The 15,296-nt window shown below is 68.2% G+C and carries 11 protein-coding genes, 1 tRNA gene and 1 pseudogene; 3 read left to right on the forward strand and 10 right to left on the reverse strand.

Features of this window, described 5'->3' with window-relative positions; genetic code table 11:
• Window positions 1-413: 413 nt before the first annotated feature.
• From EV648_RS27330 to EV648_RS27340, 3 genes are all read right to left on the reverse strand, one after another.
• Window positions 414-2,084, reverse strand: a complete 1,671-nt coding sequence (locus EV648_RS27330; protein WP_241995635.1) for a GTPase — start codon at window positions 2,082-2,084, stop codon at window positions 414-416.
• On the reverse strand, window positions 2,081-5,701 hold the full coding sequence (locus EV648_RS27335; protein WP_158294077.1) for a dynamin family protein: 3,621 nt from the start codon (window positions 5,699-5,701) through the stop codon (window positions 2,081-2,083). Before EV648_RS27335 ends, EV648_RS27330 begins: the two co-directional genes overlap by 4 nt.
• A 90-nt stretch (window positions 5,702-5,791) precedes the next feature.
• Complete coding sequence (locus EV648_RS27340) at window positions 5,792-7,294, reverse strand: PrsW family intramembrane metalloprotease (RefSeq protein WP_132297654.1); 1,503 nt, start codon at window positions 7,292-7,294, stop codon at window positions 5,792-5,794.
• A gap of 208 nt (window positions 7,295-7,502) precedes the next feature.
• Here EV648_RS27340 and EV648_RS27345 point away from each other — a divergent pair.
• Window positions 7,503-7,576 (forward strand) — tRNA-Arg (locus tag EV648_RS27345).
• Window positions 7,577-7,828: 252 nt separating this feature from the next.
• Here the strand turns inward: EV648_RS27345 and EV648_RS27350 are convergent.
• The 7 genes from EV648_RS27350 to EV648_RS27380 form a co-directional block, all read right to left on the reverse strand.
• Window positions 7,829-9,289: a sialidase family protein gene (locus EV648_RS27350; protein WP_158294078.1), complete on the reverse strand. Its 1,461-nt coding sequence runs from the start codon at window positions 9,287-9,289 to the stop codon at window positions 7,829-7,831.
• A gap of 52 nt (window positions 9,290-9,341) precedes the next feature.
• Complete coding sequence (locus EV648_RS45285) at window positions 9,342-10,205, reverse strand: leucine zipper domain-containing protein (protein WP_199234848.1); 864 nt, start codon at window positions 10,203-10,205, stop codon at window positions 9,342-9,344.
• A gap of 69 nt (window positions 10,206-10,274) precedes the next feature.
• Window positions 10,275-10,457, reverse strand: a complete 183-nt coding sequence (locus tag EV648_RS27360; RefSeq protein WP_199234849.1) for an NAD(P)-binding domain-containing protein — start codon at window positions 10,455-10,457, stop codon at window positions 10,275-10,277.
• Between the two features lie 74 nt (window positions 10,458-10,531).
• Entirely contained in the window at window positions 10,532-11,467 is a 936-nt protein-coding gene (locus tag EV648_RS27365) for an SDR family oxidoreductase (RefSeq protein ID WP_132297660.1), read from the reverse strand.
• A 1-nt stretch (window position 11,468) separates the two neighbouring features.
• The gene (locus tag EV648_RS27370; RefSeq protein ID WP_199234850.1) at window positions 11,469-11,741 is read right to left on the reverse strand and encodes a hypothetical protein; all 273 of its coding nucleotides are present in this window, start codon (window positions 11,739-11,741) and stop codon (window positions 11,469-11,471) included.
• Between the two features lie 39 nt (window positions 11,742-11,780).
• Entirely contained in the window at window positions 11,781-12,404 is a 624-nt protein-coding gene (locus EV648_RS27375; protein WP_132297663.1) for an NADPH-dependent F420 reductase, read from the reverse strand.
• A gap of 72 nt (window positions 12,405-12,476) precedes the next feature.
• On the reverse strand, window positions 12,477-13,211 hold the full coding sequence (locus EV648_RS27380) for an SDR family NAD(P)-dependent oxidoreductase (RefSeq protein WP_132297666.1): 735 nt from the start codon (window positions 13,209-13,211) through the stop codon (window positions 12,477-12,479).
• A gap of 274 nt (window positions 13,212-13,485) precedes the next feature.
• On the opposite strand from EV648_RS27380, the gene EV648_RS27385 reads away from it, so the two are divergent.
• Window positions 13,486-14,379, forward strand: coding sequence for a LysR family transcriptional regulator (locus EV648_RS27385; RefSeq protein ID WP_132297669.1), 894 nt, complete (start codon window positions 13,486-13,488; stop codon window positions 14,377-14,379).
• Between the two features lie 303 nt (window positions 14,380-14,682).
• Window positions 14,683-15,210, forward strand: a pseudogene (locus EV648_RS27390) (ISL3 family transposase); the annotation flags it as partial.
• Between the last annotated feature and the right edge of the window lie 86 nt (window positions 15,211-15,296).

The following is a 15,296-nucleotide window of genomic DNA, read 5'->3' on the forward strand; positions in this document are numbered from 1 at the left end:
GAGCGGGGACGCCGGCGGTCGAGGCCCACTGGTGGGTTCGACCCTCTGCGATGATGGTCGGCGATGACCATCGACCGCCGAACGAAAGCATTGAACTCCCTGCACGGATTGGCCCTAGGTGACGCGCTGGGTTCCCAGTTCTTCGTCCCCGCCAACTGTGTTGCAGCGGACTGGGCGCATCGATCAGGACGAGTTGGCGACGAGCTTCGCCGATCACCATGACTTCGATCGTGGCTATGGACCGGGCATGAACCGGATGCTGCGGTTGGTTCGCCACGGCGGGTGTGGCGGGGAGCCGGCCTACCCGAACGCTGGCGCGCAGTCTGCGAGCCACTCCCCGACTGGGCCGGGACAACCTAAGCAGGAGCCGCCTGTCCTGCGGAACGCCAGCGCCGCGCGCTCCGCAGTACTGGTCAGGACCGGGCGATCGCCAGTTTGTCGCGGCAGATGCTGTAGGCGTCGAGTTCTTCGCGGGCCGGGGCGATGACGTGGCTGTCGGCAACCGTCTCCAGCTCGCCGCGGAGGGCCTTCGCGACCAGGCGGGCGCGGCGGCTGGCACCGGTGGAGGCGAACAGCCGGCAGGCGGCCGATACCGCGACGCCCAGCAGTGCTCCGCCGATCAGCATGATCGTGGCGTACGGGATCCCCTGCCACTTCGGCAGCGCCAGGTCCTCCACCTGCAGGAAGGCGGACAACAGCAGCCACACGGCTCCACCCAGCGCGACCAGGAAGAGCAGCCACTGCAGGAAGCGCGCCGCAGCCCACCAACTGGGGTTGTTGTTGGCCCCGAGGTCAGTCCGCGCTACTGCCTGGTCCAGCTCGTCTCCGAGGGACTCCTCGCGCTTGCGGATCGCAGTACGGACCGAGTCGGCCCAGGGGCGGGACAACCCACCTGCGGCCTTGTTGGTGATGTTGCGGACGGCCGTGTCCATCCGGGCCCGCTGGACGGGCGTTGCCGCTGGCAACGACGACCGCGCGATCGAGACCTCGTTGGACGCCGACTTCCGCAGCGCCTTGCTCTGCTGCCTCGGCACCTGGTCCAGGTGCAGCCGGCGCAGCGGATCGGGCCGAAACCGGCCGAGCCACTTCGTGACGGGCCAACCCGTCGCTGCACTGGCTCGCTGCAGGTACGACCGGCGCACGGCTTCGACGACGACAGGGACGCCACTCGCGTCGGCCAGCGCGTCCACCAGCTCGGTGATGTCGGACTTGGCGATCTCGGGCGTCTTGGCGTTGCCACACTGGCTCGCCATCCGGTCCGAGACCCGGTCGACGTCCGCGGCCAAGCGCTCGCGTGCGGCCCGCTTGGCGTTGACCCGCTTGACCAGCAGCGTCCGCAGATCGTCCAGCCCGGCACCGCTCACCGCCGACGTGGCAACTATCGTCGGGCTCTTCAGGCCGTCCGACTTCAGCAGCCGGGTCAGGTCGGCCACGCAGCTCTTGCGCTGCTCATCGGTCAGCTTGTCGGCATGGTTGAGCGCGAACGCCATGATCGACGAGTGCGACGCGAACGGCTTGATGTAGCGGTTGTGCAGCGCGGCGTCCGCGTACTTCTGCGGGTCGACCACCCAGATCAGTACGTCGACCAGCTCCACCAGGCGATCCACGATCAGCCGGTGCTCCACCTCGGTGGAGTCGTGGTCGGGCAGGTCCAGCAGAACCAGTCCGTCCAGATCCTCCGACTGCGCTTCCTCCAGCGAGCTGCGGTGCTGCACCTGGTGACGGCGCGGGATCCCCAGCCAGTTCAGGAGTTCACCGGCGGGCTCCTCACCCCACACGCACGCCAGCGGCATGGAGCTGGTCGGGCGGCGAGTGCCGATCGCGGCCAGGTCCAGCCCCGTCAGCGCGTTGAACAGCGACGACTTGCCCGAACCGGTCGCACCGGCAAGTGCCACCACGATCAGGTCGCCGGACATCCGGAGCCGTTGCCCGGCCCGGTCCACGATCTGCGAGGCCTCGCTCAGGACCACCTGGTCCAGCCGTCCCCGGCCGGCCTCGGTGGCGTCCTCGAGCGCCTCGATCTTCGTCAGGACATCGGTAGAGCCCCTCACCAGGCCCTTGACCGCATCCACCAATCCCGTCACGTGCAGTCCTCCACCGCGCGCGCGGCCTCCGTCAATTGCCTGGGTGTGTCGGGATCGACCGGATGCTGGTCGAGCACGGCCAGATAGCGGGCGAATTCGGCATCCATCAGGGCATGAACCTTACCGTCAAGGTCGTCACGGGCCTTGGCAGCCAGGGTACGAACCGCCTGGTCGCCGAACACGGCCTCCAGCAGCTTCTGCCCGACCACCGCGGTTCCGAGTCCGGCACCCACCTCGGCGCCAGTGGGGATCCCCGCAGTACTGGCGAAGATGACGACCATCAGCGCCAGGCCGAGGCCGTTCACGCCGTATGCCAGGATGCGCGCGGTGGAACGCTTGTCGGCGCCTTCCTTGCGCACCAGGTCGAGCACGTAACCCTGCCACTCACGTACTGCGCGACCTGCCTCGGCAGGGAACTCCTTCGACATGCGGCCCATGTCGCGGTCGCCCGCCGCCAGCAACTGGCGACCGGGGGCCGTCGACTGCCACGACTCCTCGGCCCGCTCCGCTGCCGCCTCGGCGTGCTCCCGCAGCAGGGACTCGAGCCCGGATTCCACCGCGTCGTTGAGGTTTCGCGTCGGCGGCGGCTTGCCCACGACCGAAGTACGAACCTTGTCGCGCATCCGGCCGACGTTGGTCTGCAGGCCCTTCAGCAGTTCACCCGTGCCGACGAACTCCTGCCAGCGCGCGAGCACCTCACCGCGCAGCATGGTGCCGTCCTGGGTCGCCTTGGCGATGTCCTTGACCGCCCGCTCGTACGCCGTCTCCGCGGTCTGCCGGAGCTCCACCGCGATGTCCGCCTGGGCCCGAACGGCCTTGGCGAACGCGGGCGTCTTCTTCGTCATCGCGGTGACCGCCCCGTGCAGGGTCCGCCGTACGACGGCCGACCGGGCCTCGGCGTCCGCCGCCAGGTCGATCAGCCAGTCCTTGATCGAGGCAACCAACTCGGACGGCAGCATTCCGTTGCCGTCGACGACGGTCTCCTTGATGCTGAACAGCGGCGAGTCACCCAGGCCGCGTTCGAGCAGCATCTGCGCGAGATGCCCGGTGATGTCGTCGATCGTGTCGGCGGGCGCTCGGTCGAGCACCACCGCGACCGCCGTACTCCGGTCCGACGCGCTCTGCAGGAAGTCCCACGGCACGGCATCGGCGTACCGCGCGGCGGTAGTCACGAACAACCAGAGGTCCGCCGCGGCCAGGAGCTGGGTGGCGAGGTCCCGGTTCGCCTCGACCACCGAGTCGATGTCGGGGGCATCGAGAATCGCCAGGCCCTGCGGAACGGTGTCGGAGGCAACCAAGCGGATCTGTCCGGGGTCCTCCGTCCCGCCCGGGCTGTCACCGCTGGAACGTGCCATGCCGGGCAGCACCCGGTCCCCGGCGAACCATTCGGCGTCGACCGGGTTGTGGATCAGGACAGGCGACCGCGTGGTCGGCCGGAGTACGCCGGGCTCGCTGACGACCTGGCCGATCAGGGAGTTCACCAAGGTCGACTTGCCGGCGCCGGTCGAACCACCGACGACGGCGAGCACCGGAGCCTCGAGCTGAACCAGCCGCGGCAGGATGTAGTCGTCGAGCTGGTCGAGCATCGCCTTCTGCTGCTGCCGGGCTTCATCGGCCCCCACAACGTCCAGCGGCAACCGGCTACTTGCCAGAGCCCCACGAAGCCGCATCAGCGCCGTAATCAACGCCATAGCCGCCTGCTCAGCCGCTACTTCCTCTACCGACTTCTCAGCCGGCGCCTCCACCAACTCCTTAGCCGCCTGCCCCTGAGCCTTCCCGGCCCCCGCAGCCGCCGCGTCCCCCTCAGCCTTCTCGGCGCTGCGCTCAGCCAGCTCCGCGTCGCCGTCAGCCTTCTCGGCGCCGCCCTCAGGCTGACCGTCACCCGGCTCCCCGTCCGCTGCAGTCGCCTCGCCGCTTGCCCAGCCGCTCTCGACCACAGCCTCTCGGTCGGCAGCACCCTCGCCCTCGGCTGCAGGCTCCTGATCGCCTACGTCCTCGGCTGCGGGCTCCTCCGGGGTCTGTAGATCGTCGGCAGGCGCGTCCTCGGCCGCGCCTGCATCAGATGGGTTCCCGGACCCTTCAGCTACAAGCTCGCCGTCAGCCTCCTCGGCCGGCGCCTCATCAGTGGGCACAGCCTCACCGGCCGCGTCAGCACCGGCCGCATCAGCACCGGCCTCAGCCTGCACGACCGCCGCCTCAGGCCCGTCATCAACCGCGTCTGCCTGCTCCCCAGCAGGTTCGTCGGCAGCACCCTCCACGGGGTCGCCCTCGGCGGCCCGCTCGGCGGATGCGTCGTTGGCGGCCTGCTCGGCAGATGCGTCGTCGGCCGCCTGCTCGGCAGATGCGTCGTCGGCCGCCTGCTCGGCAGACGTGTCCTCGGCAACCTGCTCGCCAGGAGCGTCCTCGGCGGGCGCGCCGTCGGCATCCTGCTCGACAACAACCTCATTGGCCGACGCCTCCTCAGCGGCCACAGCCTCGTCGGCCGCATCAGCATCGGCCTCAGCCTGCTCGATCTTCGGCTCTGGGGCGTCGTCGGCAGGCGCATCGTCGGGTCCCTCAGCCGCTAGCGCGTCCTCGGCAGCCTGATCAGCGGGCGCGCCGTCGGCAGCCTGCTCGGCGGCCGCATCGTCGGCAGCCTGGTCGGTGGCCGCATCGTCGGCAGCCTGCTCGGCGGCCGCATCGTCGCCAGCCTCATCGGCCGGAGCCTCGTCAGCGGGCACAGCCTCATCGGCCGCATCACCCGCAGCCCCAGCCTGTTCGACCTCCGGCTCGGGCCCGCCCTCATCCGCGTCGGTCTTCTCCGCAGCAGGTTCGTCGGTAGCACCCTCGGCCGACGCCTCGTCAGCCGCAACCTCAATTGCCGGATCGTCGACTGCAACATTGCCGGACGATTCCTCGGCCGACTTCGCGGACTTCTTCTTCGAGACCGACTGCTTCGGGAGGCCGATGATGATCTCGCCGAACTCCATCGGGAACCCGTCCGGCGACTCATCCGGCTCGTACACAACCCCGACCGTCGGCCGCGGCTCCTCGACCTTCTTCTCAGCAACAACCTCCGAGCCGGCAGCTTTAGAAGCCTCGGGCTCGACGACAGCACTCTCGTCAGGCTCGTCAGCGACCACGTCCTCAGCCGCCTCGTCCTTCTTGCCCGCACCTTCTTCTGCCGCGTCAACCACCTTGGCGTCAGCTTCATCGCTCTTGGCCTCAACGTCCGACTCCGCGTCAGACTCGGCAACGTCCGTCACCTCGGCAACGTCATCCCCGGACTCGACCTTCTTGTCCTGGGCATCCGCAGGTTTGTCGTCCACGACCACCTTCACGGCATCAGCAGCAGCCATCTCGGCGAACGGCTCGACCGAGCCACCCTCAGGCGCGTCCGCAGTACCAGCCGCGGCGTCCGCAGTACCGGCCGGCACTGCGTCCGGGGTACGGACCGGGGCGGGAGCGTCCGCAGTACTGGCCGCCTTGCGTTTGCGGCGGCGCCAGAATCCTTTGCCTTTGGCATCGGTTTTGGTGATCAGCTGCGCGAGGTCCTGGGCAGCCTGATCCTGGGCCGGAACCTTCGGCTCTCCCGAACGCTCCGAACCCTCACCAGCTGCTGACCTGGTGTCAGCCACGGCTACCGCCCACGAGCACAGAGTGCCCGGTAGGACGGCGCAGAAGCAAAGTCATCTTCATCCCCGTTTGGCGGCGTGGACGGGTGGCAGTCACTGCGACGGTGGATAGGGACCGTATCCCCCCGGCGGTCCTTGCGATCCAGGGGGTCCCGGCGGGTAACCGGGCTGGGCCGCTGGGTAGCCGGGTTGCCCCGGTGGATACCCGCCCTGCTGACCGTTCGGGTACCCAGGTTGTTGCCCGTTCAGGTACCCAGGCTGAGGCTGTGGATAACCCCCCGGCGGATACCCACCCGCGGGGGGTCCGGCCTCGAACTGCGGCTGGGTGAGCGGCACCTGGGGCGGTCCGGCCTGGGCGAACGCGGGCATCGGCGGGAACGGCACGCTCGGGCGCCGGGCCCGGAGCTCGTCGAGCAGCTGCTTCTCCGTCACCAGCGCCTCCGGCCCGATCACCTGGCGGACGATCTTGTCCCGCAGATAGGCGAGCTCCGTCGCGTTCTGCTGGAACGCCTTCGCCGAGGCCTCGGCCTGTACGCCGTACCGCTTGGCGTTCTGGCGGAGCGCCTTGCGGCCGCGCAGGGTGGCGATCAACGGCACGTCCTGCGGGACCAGCCAGCCGAAGCGCACGTAGTCGTACAGCCGGGACGCGATCATCTGGCCCTCGCGGGACCGCATCACCAGGGCGAACACGACCATGCCGATGAAGATCGGCACCATCAGGAACAGGTACACGGTGATGAAGCCGCCACCACCGGCCCAGCTCGCACCGCCGTTCCACAGTCCGTGGGCGAGCACCGCGGCGAGGTAGCCGACGACCGGGGCGAGGAAGCGCACGGCCGTACTGCGGTGCCGTACGGCGATACCTATCCCGATCGCGGTGAACGACGTGAAGAGTGGATGCGCGAACGGGGAGATCAGTCCGCGGATCACGAACAGCACGAACGCGCCCCGGAGTCCGGCGTCGCTGCCGGCCTCCTCGGACAACTGGTTGAAGATGCGACCGTAGTACAGGATGTTCTCGGTGAAGGCGAAGCCGACGCCCACCATGCCGGCGTACACGAGTGCGTCGATGATCCCGTCGAACTCCTTGCGGCGCAGCAGCGCCAACAGCAGGATGATCGAGCCCTTCGCGAACTCCTCCACCGGCGGCGCCACGAACACCGCGGACCGGTTGCCGCCGCTGCCGGTTTCGTGCATCCACTCCGACACCTGGGTGTTGATGAAGATGGCCGCCAGGGTCGCGATGAAGGCACCCCAGCAGAGTGCCACCAGAATGTACTTGGCCGGCTCCGGTTCGTAACGGTCCAGCCAGAGATAGAGCGCGATCACCGGGATGACCGGGATGAAAGCGAAGATGAGTCCCCATGTGAAGCCGCCCGCGCCGGTGGACTTGGCAACGATCGCGAAGATCGCCAGCCCGGCGATCGCGAACACCACCGCGATACCGACACCGATCAGGATCCCCTGGTTGCGCCGCTGCCCGGGCACCGGGTGGGTGCCAAGGGTCTTCGGCTGCTGGGGCGGGCCGCCGGCCGTGTAAGCCGAGCCAGCCACCGGTTGCGGCGACTCGGTCGGGCCTGGAGAGGGGTAACTCATGCCCGCAGCCTAGTTGTACACCCCCCACCGTCGCAGGACAGCCCACGCAGCGTTACCGGGATGGAACGACAACCTCGTACTTACCGGTAGCCAGAACCCGTACGCCGTACGCCGCGCCGCCTCCCCCGGGGACGCGTCCAGGAACCCACGAGCACGATCACCCCGCCATCTGAGAGACTCTGATCCGTGCCGGGCCCGCCCCGGCCGAGCGCCCGTAGCTCAGCTGGATAGAGCGTCGGACTTCTAATCCGTTGGTCGCAGGTTCGAATCCTGCCGGGCGCGCCCCCAAACCGCAGGTCAAACATTGGTCCGATCAGAAGGGCCTCAGGCGCACGCCACGTGGGTTGTGCATGGTGCGAACCCGGCGTAAGCCAGGTCAATCCGAGTCGTCGCGGCCCCACGTAGAACGTCGGTCCCAGGTGGAGCTTGGCGATCGGAGCGGCACGGTTGACGTGCAGGATCGAGACATCGGTGGACGCTACGCATCTAGCCGCGCCGGTCGCGTGATGGAGTACCCGAGTAGGGACTTGGGCTTCATCTGCCTGGGGTGATGTGTGCGAAGAAGATGTCCGTTGGTCCGTTCCGCGCCTGTGGGGCTGCGAGACCGAAGATGGCGGCGAAGCCGGTCCTGAGTCCTGCCAGGCCTTGGTATTCCCCGAACCTGTTCTGCGCGGCGGGCGCCGCGGTGCGGAGGTCGGTCGGCCCGGCGACATGGATCTGCTGCCAGGTCGTGCCGCCATCCTTGGAGGCGGAGAACCACAGGTCGGCTGTTGTCGCTGTATCGCCGGCTCGGTCGTTGCGCAGGTCGTACCAGATGACCCCGACCGTGCCGTGCTTGTCGACAGCGATCGCGGGCTCGAAGGCGAAGGCGCTCACGCCGGGCAGCGTGATCGTGGTCCAGGTGATGCCGCCATCGCGCGACCTCACGATTCCGATCCCGCCCGACGTGGGCGACGTGCTGTTCTCATAGGCGACGTAGACGGTGCCGTCCGGTCCGACGGTCGAGCTGGGATAGCCCGGTTGCGGGAGGACGTCGCCTGTCTCGGGGTCGTGGAACTCTCCAGTCAGCGGTTTGAAACCGGCCTCGACGGGCGGCAGCCAGGTGCGACCCTGATCGAGTGAGCGCACGGCCTGAATGGATGCACGCTGGGTCTCGAAGTCGCCGCGGGCGAAGATCGCGAGCAGGGCTCCATTCGGAAGGACCTGGACTCGTGGGGCCAGGTCGATCGCGAACGGGCCGGCCCGGTCCACCAGGACCGGAGGCGACCACGTGACACCGCGGTCGCGAGTGCGCGAGAACGAGACGGTGTTCGTCCACGGCGGATCAACGTCCAGGCGGAAGTTCGCCCACGTCATGTAGGCATGGCCCGGTCGCGTGGGGCTGCCGGTGATGGCCGGTGTCTCGTTACCTCCCAGCCGGGGAGCAACCGTCGCCGGTGCAGCCCACCGGCGGCCGCCGTTGTTGGAATGGCTGGCGACGATCGCGATCGCCGGAGGGGCGGTGGACGTGAGACCGGCCTGCCCACCGAAGTACGCCGTACTGTCGCCGCCGAAGGAGACCCACGGATCACTCGCGGTATCGGAGGTCCCGCCGGTGCAGCGCGTGAGCCCCGGGATGGTAGTCCGGCGCCACGTCTTGCCGCCGTCGAACGACGAAGCCACGACAGCGTCCCGAGCATTGAAACCCGGGGAGATGTCCTGCTTCCAGGTGGCGAGGAAGTTGCGCGGGTTCCGCGGGTTGACCGCGATCGCCGGCTCGACCACGAGGCCGGTGATCTTCAGTTCGTCGTGGAAGCCACCGGGGCAACCCGCCGCGAACGGACTCGGCCCCGAGACCGTCGTCAGCGTCTTGACCCTGTATGGCGCGGCAGTCGAGGCTGGCGGGCCTGTCGCCGTGGCGGTGCTCGCCGCGATCAGTGAAATGCAGGCAAGCCCGCTGAGGCCGATGGCAAGACGAGATCGCTGGTGCCGGATAGGTCGCTGTGCAATGGTCACGAGGTGATTCCTGTCGCTTCGGCCGGCGCACCGCGCCAGCGGTGGATGAGTATCAGGCAGCGGCTCGAATGCCGACGACTGCGCTGCCGAGAGCGGCTGGGCGGCCCCTCTGACCTCGGACTTGAGGCGGTTGCCGGCCGGTCGCAGCGCGACCGACGGTCCTCGACACCCCAAGGCGCACAGGTTCATCCGGGTCCCCCAACCCATCTCCAATCCACCCAGCGTGCGCCCGGCACCACGTCGAGGCAATGCCCGACCAACCTGCAGTTGCGCCCCACGTGTTCACCTGACTTCTGGGCCCCCAAGCCGTACCGACGGCGTCATCGGTCTCCCTGACTGCCCCTTCCGCCAGATCGTGGCCGTCGCCTGCGACACCACCTGCACCAATGAACCACGCACTGTCGATGCTTACCTTCGGGACCGACGAACGTGGCGAGCACGATCTGGCCGGCGATCCGCCGGTGGGTGGTGACCGACGGGGCGTAGCGGGAGTGGTCGTCCAGCCAAGTAATGAGCTCCACATCGGTGCCGGGTGAGCCGTACGGGCGGGTGAGGCGGTAGTGGGGTGAAGTCGGACTACCAGCACTCGTTCGGCAGCTCCGGGCGAACCGCAGGTACGACGACCTCGGCCGCTTGCCCGGGTCCGGAGCCACGGTGCCGGCGCGGGTGAGGATCCGGTGGATCGTCGCCCGCGACAGCGTGACCTGGTGGTGGTGTTGCAGGTGCCAACCGACCGTGTCCGGACCGGCGTCCAGCCCGCCTCATCCAGCTGTTTGCGCAGCGCCAGCACCAGCTCGACTGTCTCGACCGGGGTCGCCCGCGGTGAGGTCTTCGGGCGCCGGCTGCGCGGCTCGAACGCCGCCTCACCCTCCGCCTCGTAGCGCGCTTTCAGCTTGTAGCCCCAGGCCCGGTGCACGCCGTAGCGCCGGGCGACCTCAGCCGGCTTCGCGTCTCGGGTGCAGGTGCCGCTGCGGCCACGACGATGTCACCGGCCGCCGCTGCCTCCCCGCTCGTCGCCGCGGACGCCCGCGGCCCCAGTTCTGCGACCGTGTCCGCGAGCGTTTCGGGACCGCGCGAGTTGCAGCACGACCTGGTGTGCGGCCTCGATGGCGAGCCGCGCGATGGTACTGCCGAGCTGTCCGCTTCCGATGAATCCGACGGTCGTCATGTTCTCAGCGTCCCTCCAGAGGAGAGGTACCCTTGTCATGACCCCGGATCCGTTGCGATCCGGAGTCCCTGCCGTCAGCTGGCGGGGAAGTAGTGGCCGTTGTCCAAGTCGGCGAGCAGGCTGGGCCGGGCGGGTTCCCAGCCGAGGGTCCGGCGAGTGATGAGGTTGGACGCCGGGTAGTTCTGCGTGACTATGTTCGCAAGGAACCCGAAGTATCCCGGCACCATCAGTTCGTCCGCGGGAATGCTCACGGCGGGCAGGCCCAGGCGGCTGCCGATGGCCTCGGCGATCTCGCGGAGCGGGATCGCCCCGTCCCCAACCGCGTGCCAATATTTGCCGGCCGGCCCCTTCTCCAGCGCCACACGGAACAAGGAGGCGACATCGCGGACGTGCACCGCGTTCCACAGGTTCGCGCCGTCTCCCGGATAGCCGGCGAAGCCCTTGTCCTTCGCGAGCGCGATCAGCGTGGGGAGGAAGCCGGCACGATCGGTCGTGCTGTGCGCGATATTGGCAATCCGCACGACCGACGACCGCATTCCCAGCTCGGAGAGGCCGATTACGGCGGTTTCCACGACGTTGCGGGCCCGGAGGGTGCCCTTGTGCTCATCGCCGACGGGAAGCGCCGGGTCCTCCTCGGTGGCCGGTCGGCCCAGCTGCCCGGGCGAGCCGATGCTCCCCGCCGCGACCAGCGGCTTTCCGGTTCCCGCGAGTGCCTCGCCGTACGCGAGCATGATCGGGAGCTCCGCGGCGGCCACGGCGTCCATCCCGCCGGACGCAAGCAGGTCCTGCCGGTGCGCGACGTGGATGACGCCGTCGGAACCCGCGGCCGCCTCCTTGAGCCCGTCGAGATCCTCGAGGTCGCCGCGACGCACCTTCGCGCCGAGCCCGGACAGCGCCGCCGCAGCCGTGTCCGACCGGGCCAGGCCGGTGACCTCGTGCCCGGCGGCGATGAGCTCGGGGATGATGTACGAACCGGAATGGCCGGTCCCGCCAGTGACGAAAACGCGCACGTTACTGCTCCTTGTGAATGATGCGGCGAAAGAATGCGGTACGAGTGCGCTCAGCTGAGAATGCTGACGCCGAGGGCGAGGTCGAAGGCCCCACGCCGGGACGGGCCAGGCCCATCAGCAGCGGCCCGATGCCTTCCGGCCGGCGGGCCATCTCCAGGCCGCCGACATCGAGCGGGCGCAGTCCGAGGCTCTCGATGAACGCTGACACAGTGCCCTTGGCCCGCGCGTCATCTCCGGCGAAGAACACGTCCAGCGGGCACCCCTGAACCAGCACGTGGCCGCGCCTTGTCCGCCGACTGCTCGGCCCTGGGGCTCAGCCGGTAAATTCGTTGACGCCGAGGGCGAAGTCCCAGTGGCCAACCCCGTTGCCGGCGAGGCCCATCGTGACCAGGCCCATTCCTTCCAGCCAGTGCGCCATTTTCAGGTCGCCGACATCCAGCGGGCGCAGCCCGAGGCTCTCGATGAATGCCGCTACGCCCGCCTTGGCCTGCGCATTGTCTCCAGCGATGAAGACGTTGGGTCGGCCCTTCTCCAGGACATTCCGGAAGATGGTGTTGAAGGCCTTCACCACGCTGGCGCTGGCCGGGGCCACCTTGGCGACTTCCTGCGCGATCGAGGTCTCCTCGCTGTGGGCCAGTCCGTCGAACGTGGCGTTGAATGGGTTGCTGATGTCGACGATGACCTTGCCCGCGAGGGCGTCTCCGTACTCGGCGACGACCGGAACGACACCGTCGTACAACAGGGCCGTGATGACGATGTCCCCGGCCGGGGTGGCGCCCCACTTGCCCGTCGTCGCGCCGCCGCCCAGAGCCTTGGCCAGGTCATCGGCCTTGGACTGATCGCGTCCCATGACCTCGACGGTGTTGCCGCCCGCCACCGCGAGCGTGCCGATGGTGCGGGCCATGTTCCCCGTACCGATGAGGGTGATGCTGCTCATGAGGTGTGCTTCCTGTTCGTTGTAGCGACTGGGTTGTTGTGGGGTGTGCCGGCGGCATTCCTGGTGTGTGGTTCAGATGGCGGTGGTGCCGCCGTCGGTGACCAGTTCCAGGCCGTTGACGTAGCTGGAGTCGTCGGAGGCGAGGAACAGGGCGACGGTGGCGACTTCTTCGGGGCGGCCCATCTTTCCGCGGGGGATGAGGGACTCGAATGCGGCCTTGGTTGCCTCGTCGAACAGTTCTTCCTGTTTGGCGGTGGCGACCTGGCCGGGGGTCAGGACGTTGACCCGGATCTTGCGGTCGCGCAGTTCGTTGAGCCAGACGCGGGCCCAGGCCTGCTGGACGGCTTTGCTTCCCGCGTAGAGGCTCCAGCCGGGGAAGGCGCCGAGGGAGGCGTTGGATCCGGTCATGAAGATCGAGCCGTTGTCGTTGATCAGTGGCAGTGCCTTCTGCACGGTGAACAGGGTGCCGCGCGCGTTGAGCCAGAAGGCGCGGTGGAACTGTTCCTCGGTGATCTCGCCGAGGACGGCGGGTTCGCCCATCCCGGCGCTGGCCCACAGCACGTCGATCGAGCCCTTTTCCCGCTTGACGGTGTCGTACAAGCGGTCCAGGTCGTCCAGTTCGGCCGCGTCACCCTGGACGGCGGTGACGTTGCGGCCGATCAGCTTGACGGCGTCGTCCAGTGCTTCCTGCCGCCGGGCCTGGATGAAGACGTGCGCTCCTTCCTCGACGAACAGTTTGGCGCCGGCTAGTGCCATGCCGGTGGATCCGCCGGTGATCACCGCTACCTTGCCATCGAGCTTTCCCACGATTGGTGTGCCTGCTTTCTGGAGCTGGATAGGAGGTCACGCCCACCCGTCGTCAACGGTTGTCGTCGATGCCGTCGAATGACGCGATGGGCCTGGTCCAAATCATGAAGTATTCATTCTGATTCTGGGCCTGCTATCAAGTCCCGAATTTTGCTACCGAATTTGCTTTGGCCCCATCAGCTACTTATTAAGGTTGCCATTGGCCCGAATTGGTGTCCAAGACTTCTTTCAGCCGTGGTGATACCTTGGAGGCATCACCGGACCGGGAGGTGCCATGGATCTGGACTTGCGCAAACTGCGCTACTTCCTCGCCGTCGCCGACCGGTTGCACTTCGGCCGCGCCGCTGACGAGCTGCATATCGCGCAGCCGGCGCTCAGCCGCCAGATCCGCGCGCTGGAACAGGATCTCGGCGCCTCGCTGTTCACCAGGAATCGCCACGGCGTGGTGCTGACCGACGCCGGCCGACAACTGCTGGCCGACGCCGGTCCGCTGCTCGCCTCCGCGGACGCGGTCCGCCGCCGGGTGACCGTGGCTGCCCACGGCAGCCGGCGGCTGGCGGTCGGCTTCCGGACCGGCATCCCGGTCATCCCGGCGGCCCGGGCGTTTGAGGCCCGCCATCCGGACGTGGCCGTAGACGTGCAGCGGATCGAATGGGACGACCAGGCCCCGATGCTGCTCGACGGCCGCATCGACGTCGGCTATGTGCGGCTGCCCATCGACGAGACCGGCCTGCGCGTGATCCCGCTGTACACCGAGCCGCTCATGGTGGTGCTGCCCGCAGGCCACCGGTTGGCCGGCAAGGAGGAGGTCACCGAGGCCGATCTAGCCGGTGAGCCGCTGGTCTGGCATGCCGACCCGAGCACGCATCTCACCAGGCGCCCGCACCCCGACTCCGGGCTCCGGGTGCGCGGCGTGGAGGAGAAACTCGAGCACGTCGCGGCCGGCCGGGGCATCTCGTTCGTGGCGCGTTCGGAGACACTGTTCTACTCACGTCCGGACATCAGCTACGTACCCATCCCGGAACTCGCGCCCGACCAGGTGTGCCTAGCAATGGCGGCATCGCGCACCTCGCCGCTGGCCGAGGACTTCTTCACCGCGGCGCAAGCGACGGCCGAGATCACGGCAGAATGTGGAAACTATGAGGCTTATTCAGGCGGCCAAGCCTAAAGCTGCTGTGGACTGCCGAAATGAGCTGCAAGCTCAGTTGCTCGGATACCGACACTCGCGTTCAAGCTGGGCATCGGAGGCCCTGTCGGCTATGTATGTCGTCCAGTCGGTTTTGGCTTGACGTGTCCACTGGATGGCGGTGCTGATATTGATATCGGCGAGGTCAGCCAGGATCGTGGCCGGGAGGTTTGCTGGCTCTTCACAGTTGAGGGTGTAGCGCTGGTCGGCGCGTCGGTGGCCGGGTAGGTGTCGAGGTCTCCTGATGATGGGGGTTCCTACGCCGCCCATCCAGAAGACCTCGACGTGCCTGACGCTACCTTCACCAGCCCTGATCTGACCACGTTTGCCCGCCTTGATGAGCTCGGCCTCGAAGTCACCGGACAGCGCCTCGAACCAGACCGGGCGGTCCTGGCCTGCAGGGTCGTCGACCCCGACGGGTCGTTGGATAGGTGTCGTCGTTGCGGGTGCGAGGGCCTGGCGCGTGACACGGTGGTGCGGCGGGTGGCGCACGAGCCGCTCGGGTGGCGACCTACGACGCTGGAAGTGCGGGTCTGCCGATACCGGTGCAGCGGGTGCGGGCACGTGTGGCGCCAAGACACGTCCAAGGTGGCTGAGCCGCGGGCGAAGCTGTCGCGCCGGGGTTTGCGGTGGGCGCTGGAAGGGATCGTCGTCCAGCACCTCACCGTGGCCCGCGTGGCCGAGGGGCTTGGGGTGTCGTGGAACACCGCGAACGACGCTGTCCTTGCCGAAGGCAAGCGTGTCCTCATCGACGATCCGGGCCGGTTCGACGGCGTGGCCGTGATCGGCGTGGATGAGCACGTGGTGCGCCACGAGGCGCTGTTGTTTCGGATGGAGGTGAGAGACCTGCATCGCTCGGCCGTCGTAGCGGTCGGGTGGAAGCTGGCGGCAGCCTGATC

Source organism: Kribbella sp. VKM Ac-2568, from assembly GCF_004345365.1.
GTDB classification, from domain to species: Bacteria; Actinomycetota; Actinomycetes; order Propionibacteriales; family Kribbellaceae; genus Kribbella; species Kribbella orskensis.

What these genes read in the sequence shown, in the direction of transcription:
- EV648_RS27385 (WP_132297669.1), top strand. Translation starts at nt 13,486, where the DNA reads ATGGATCTGGACTTGCGCAAACTGCGCTACTTCCTCGCCGTCGCCGAC.
- EV648_RS27360 (WP_199234849.1), bottom strand. Translation starts at nt 10,457, where the DNA reads ATGACGACCGTCGGATTCATCGGAAGCGGACAGCTCGGCAGTACCATC.
- EV648_RS27375 (WP_132297663.1), bottom strand. Translation starts at nt 12,404, where the DNA reads ATGAGCAGCATCACCCTCATCGGTACGGGGAACATGGCCCGCACCATC.
- EV648_RS27340 (WP_132297654.1), bottom strand. Translation starts at nt 7,294, where the DNA reads ATGAGTTACCCCTCTCCAGGCCCGACCGAGTCGCCGCAACCGGTGGCT.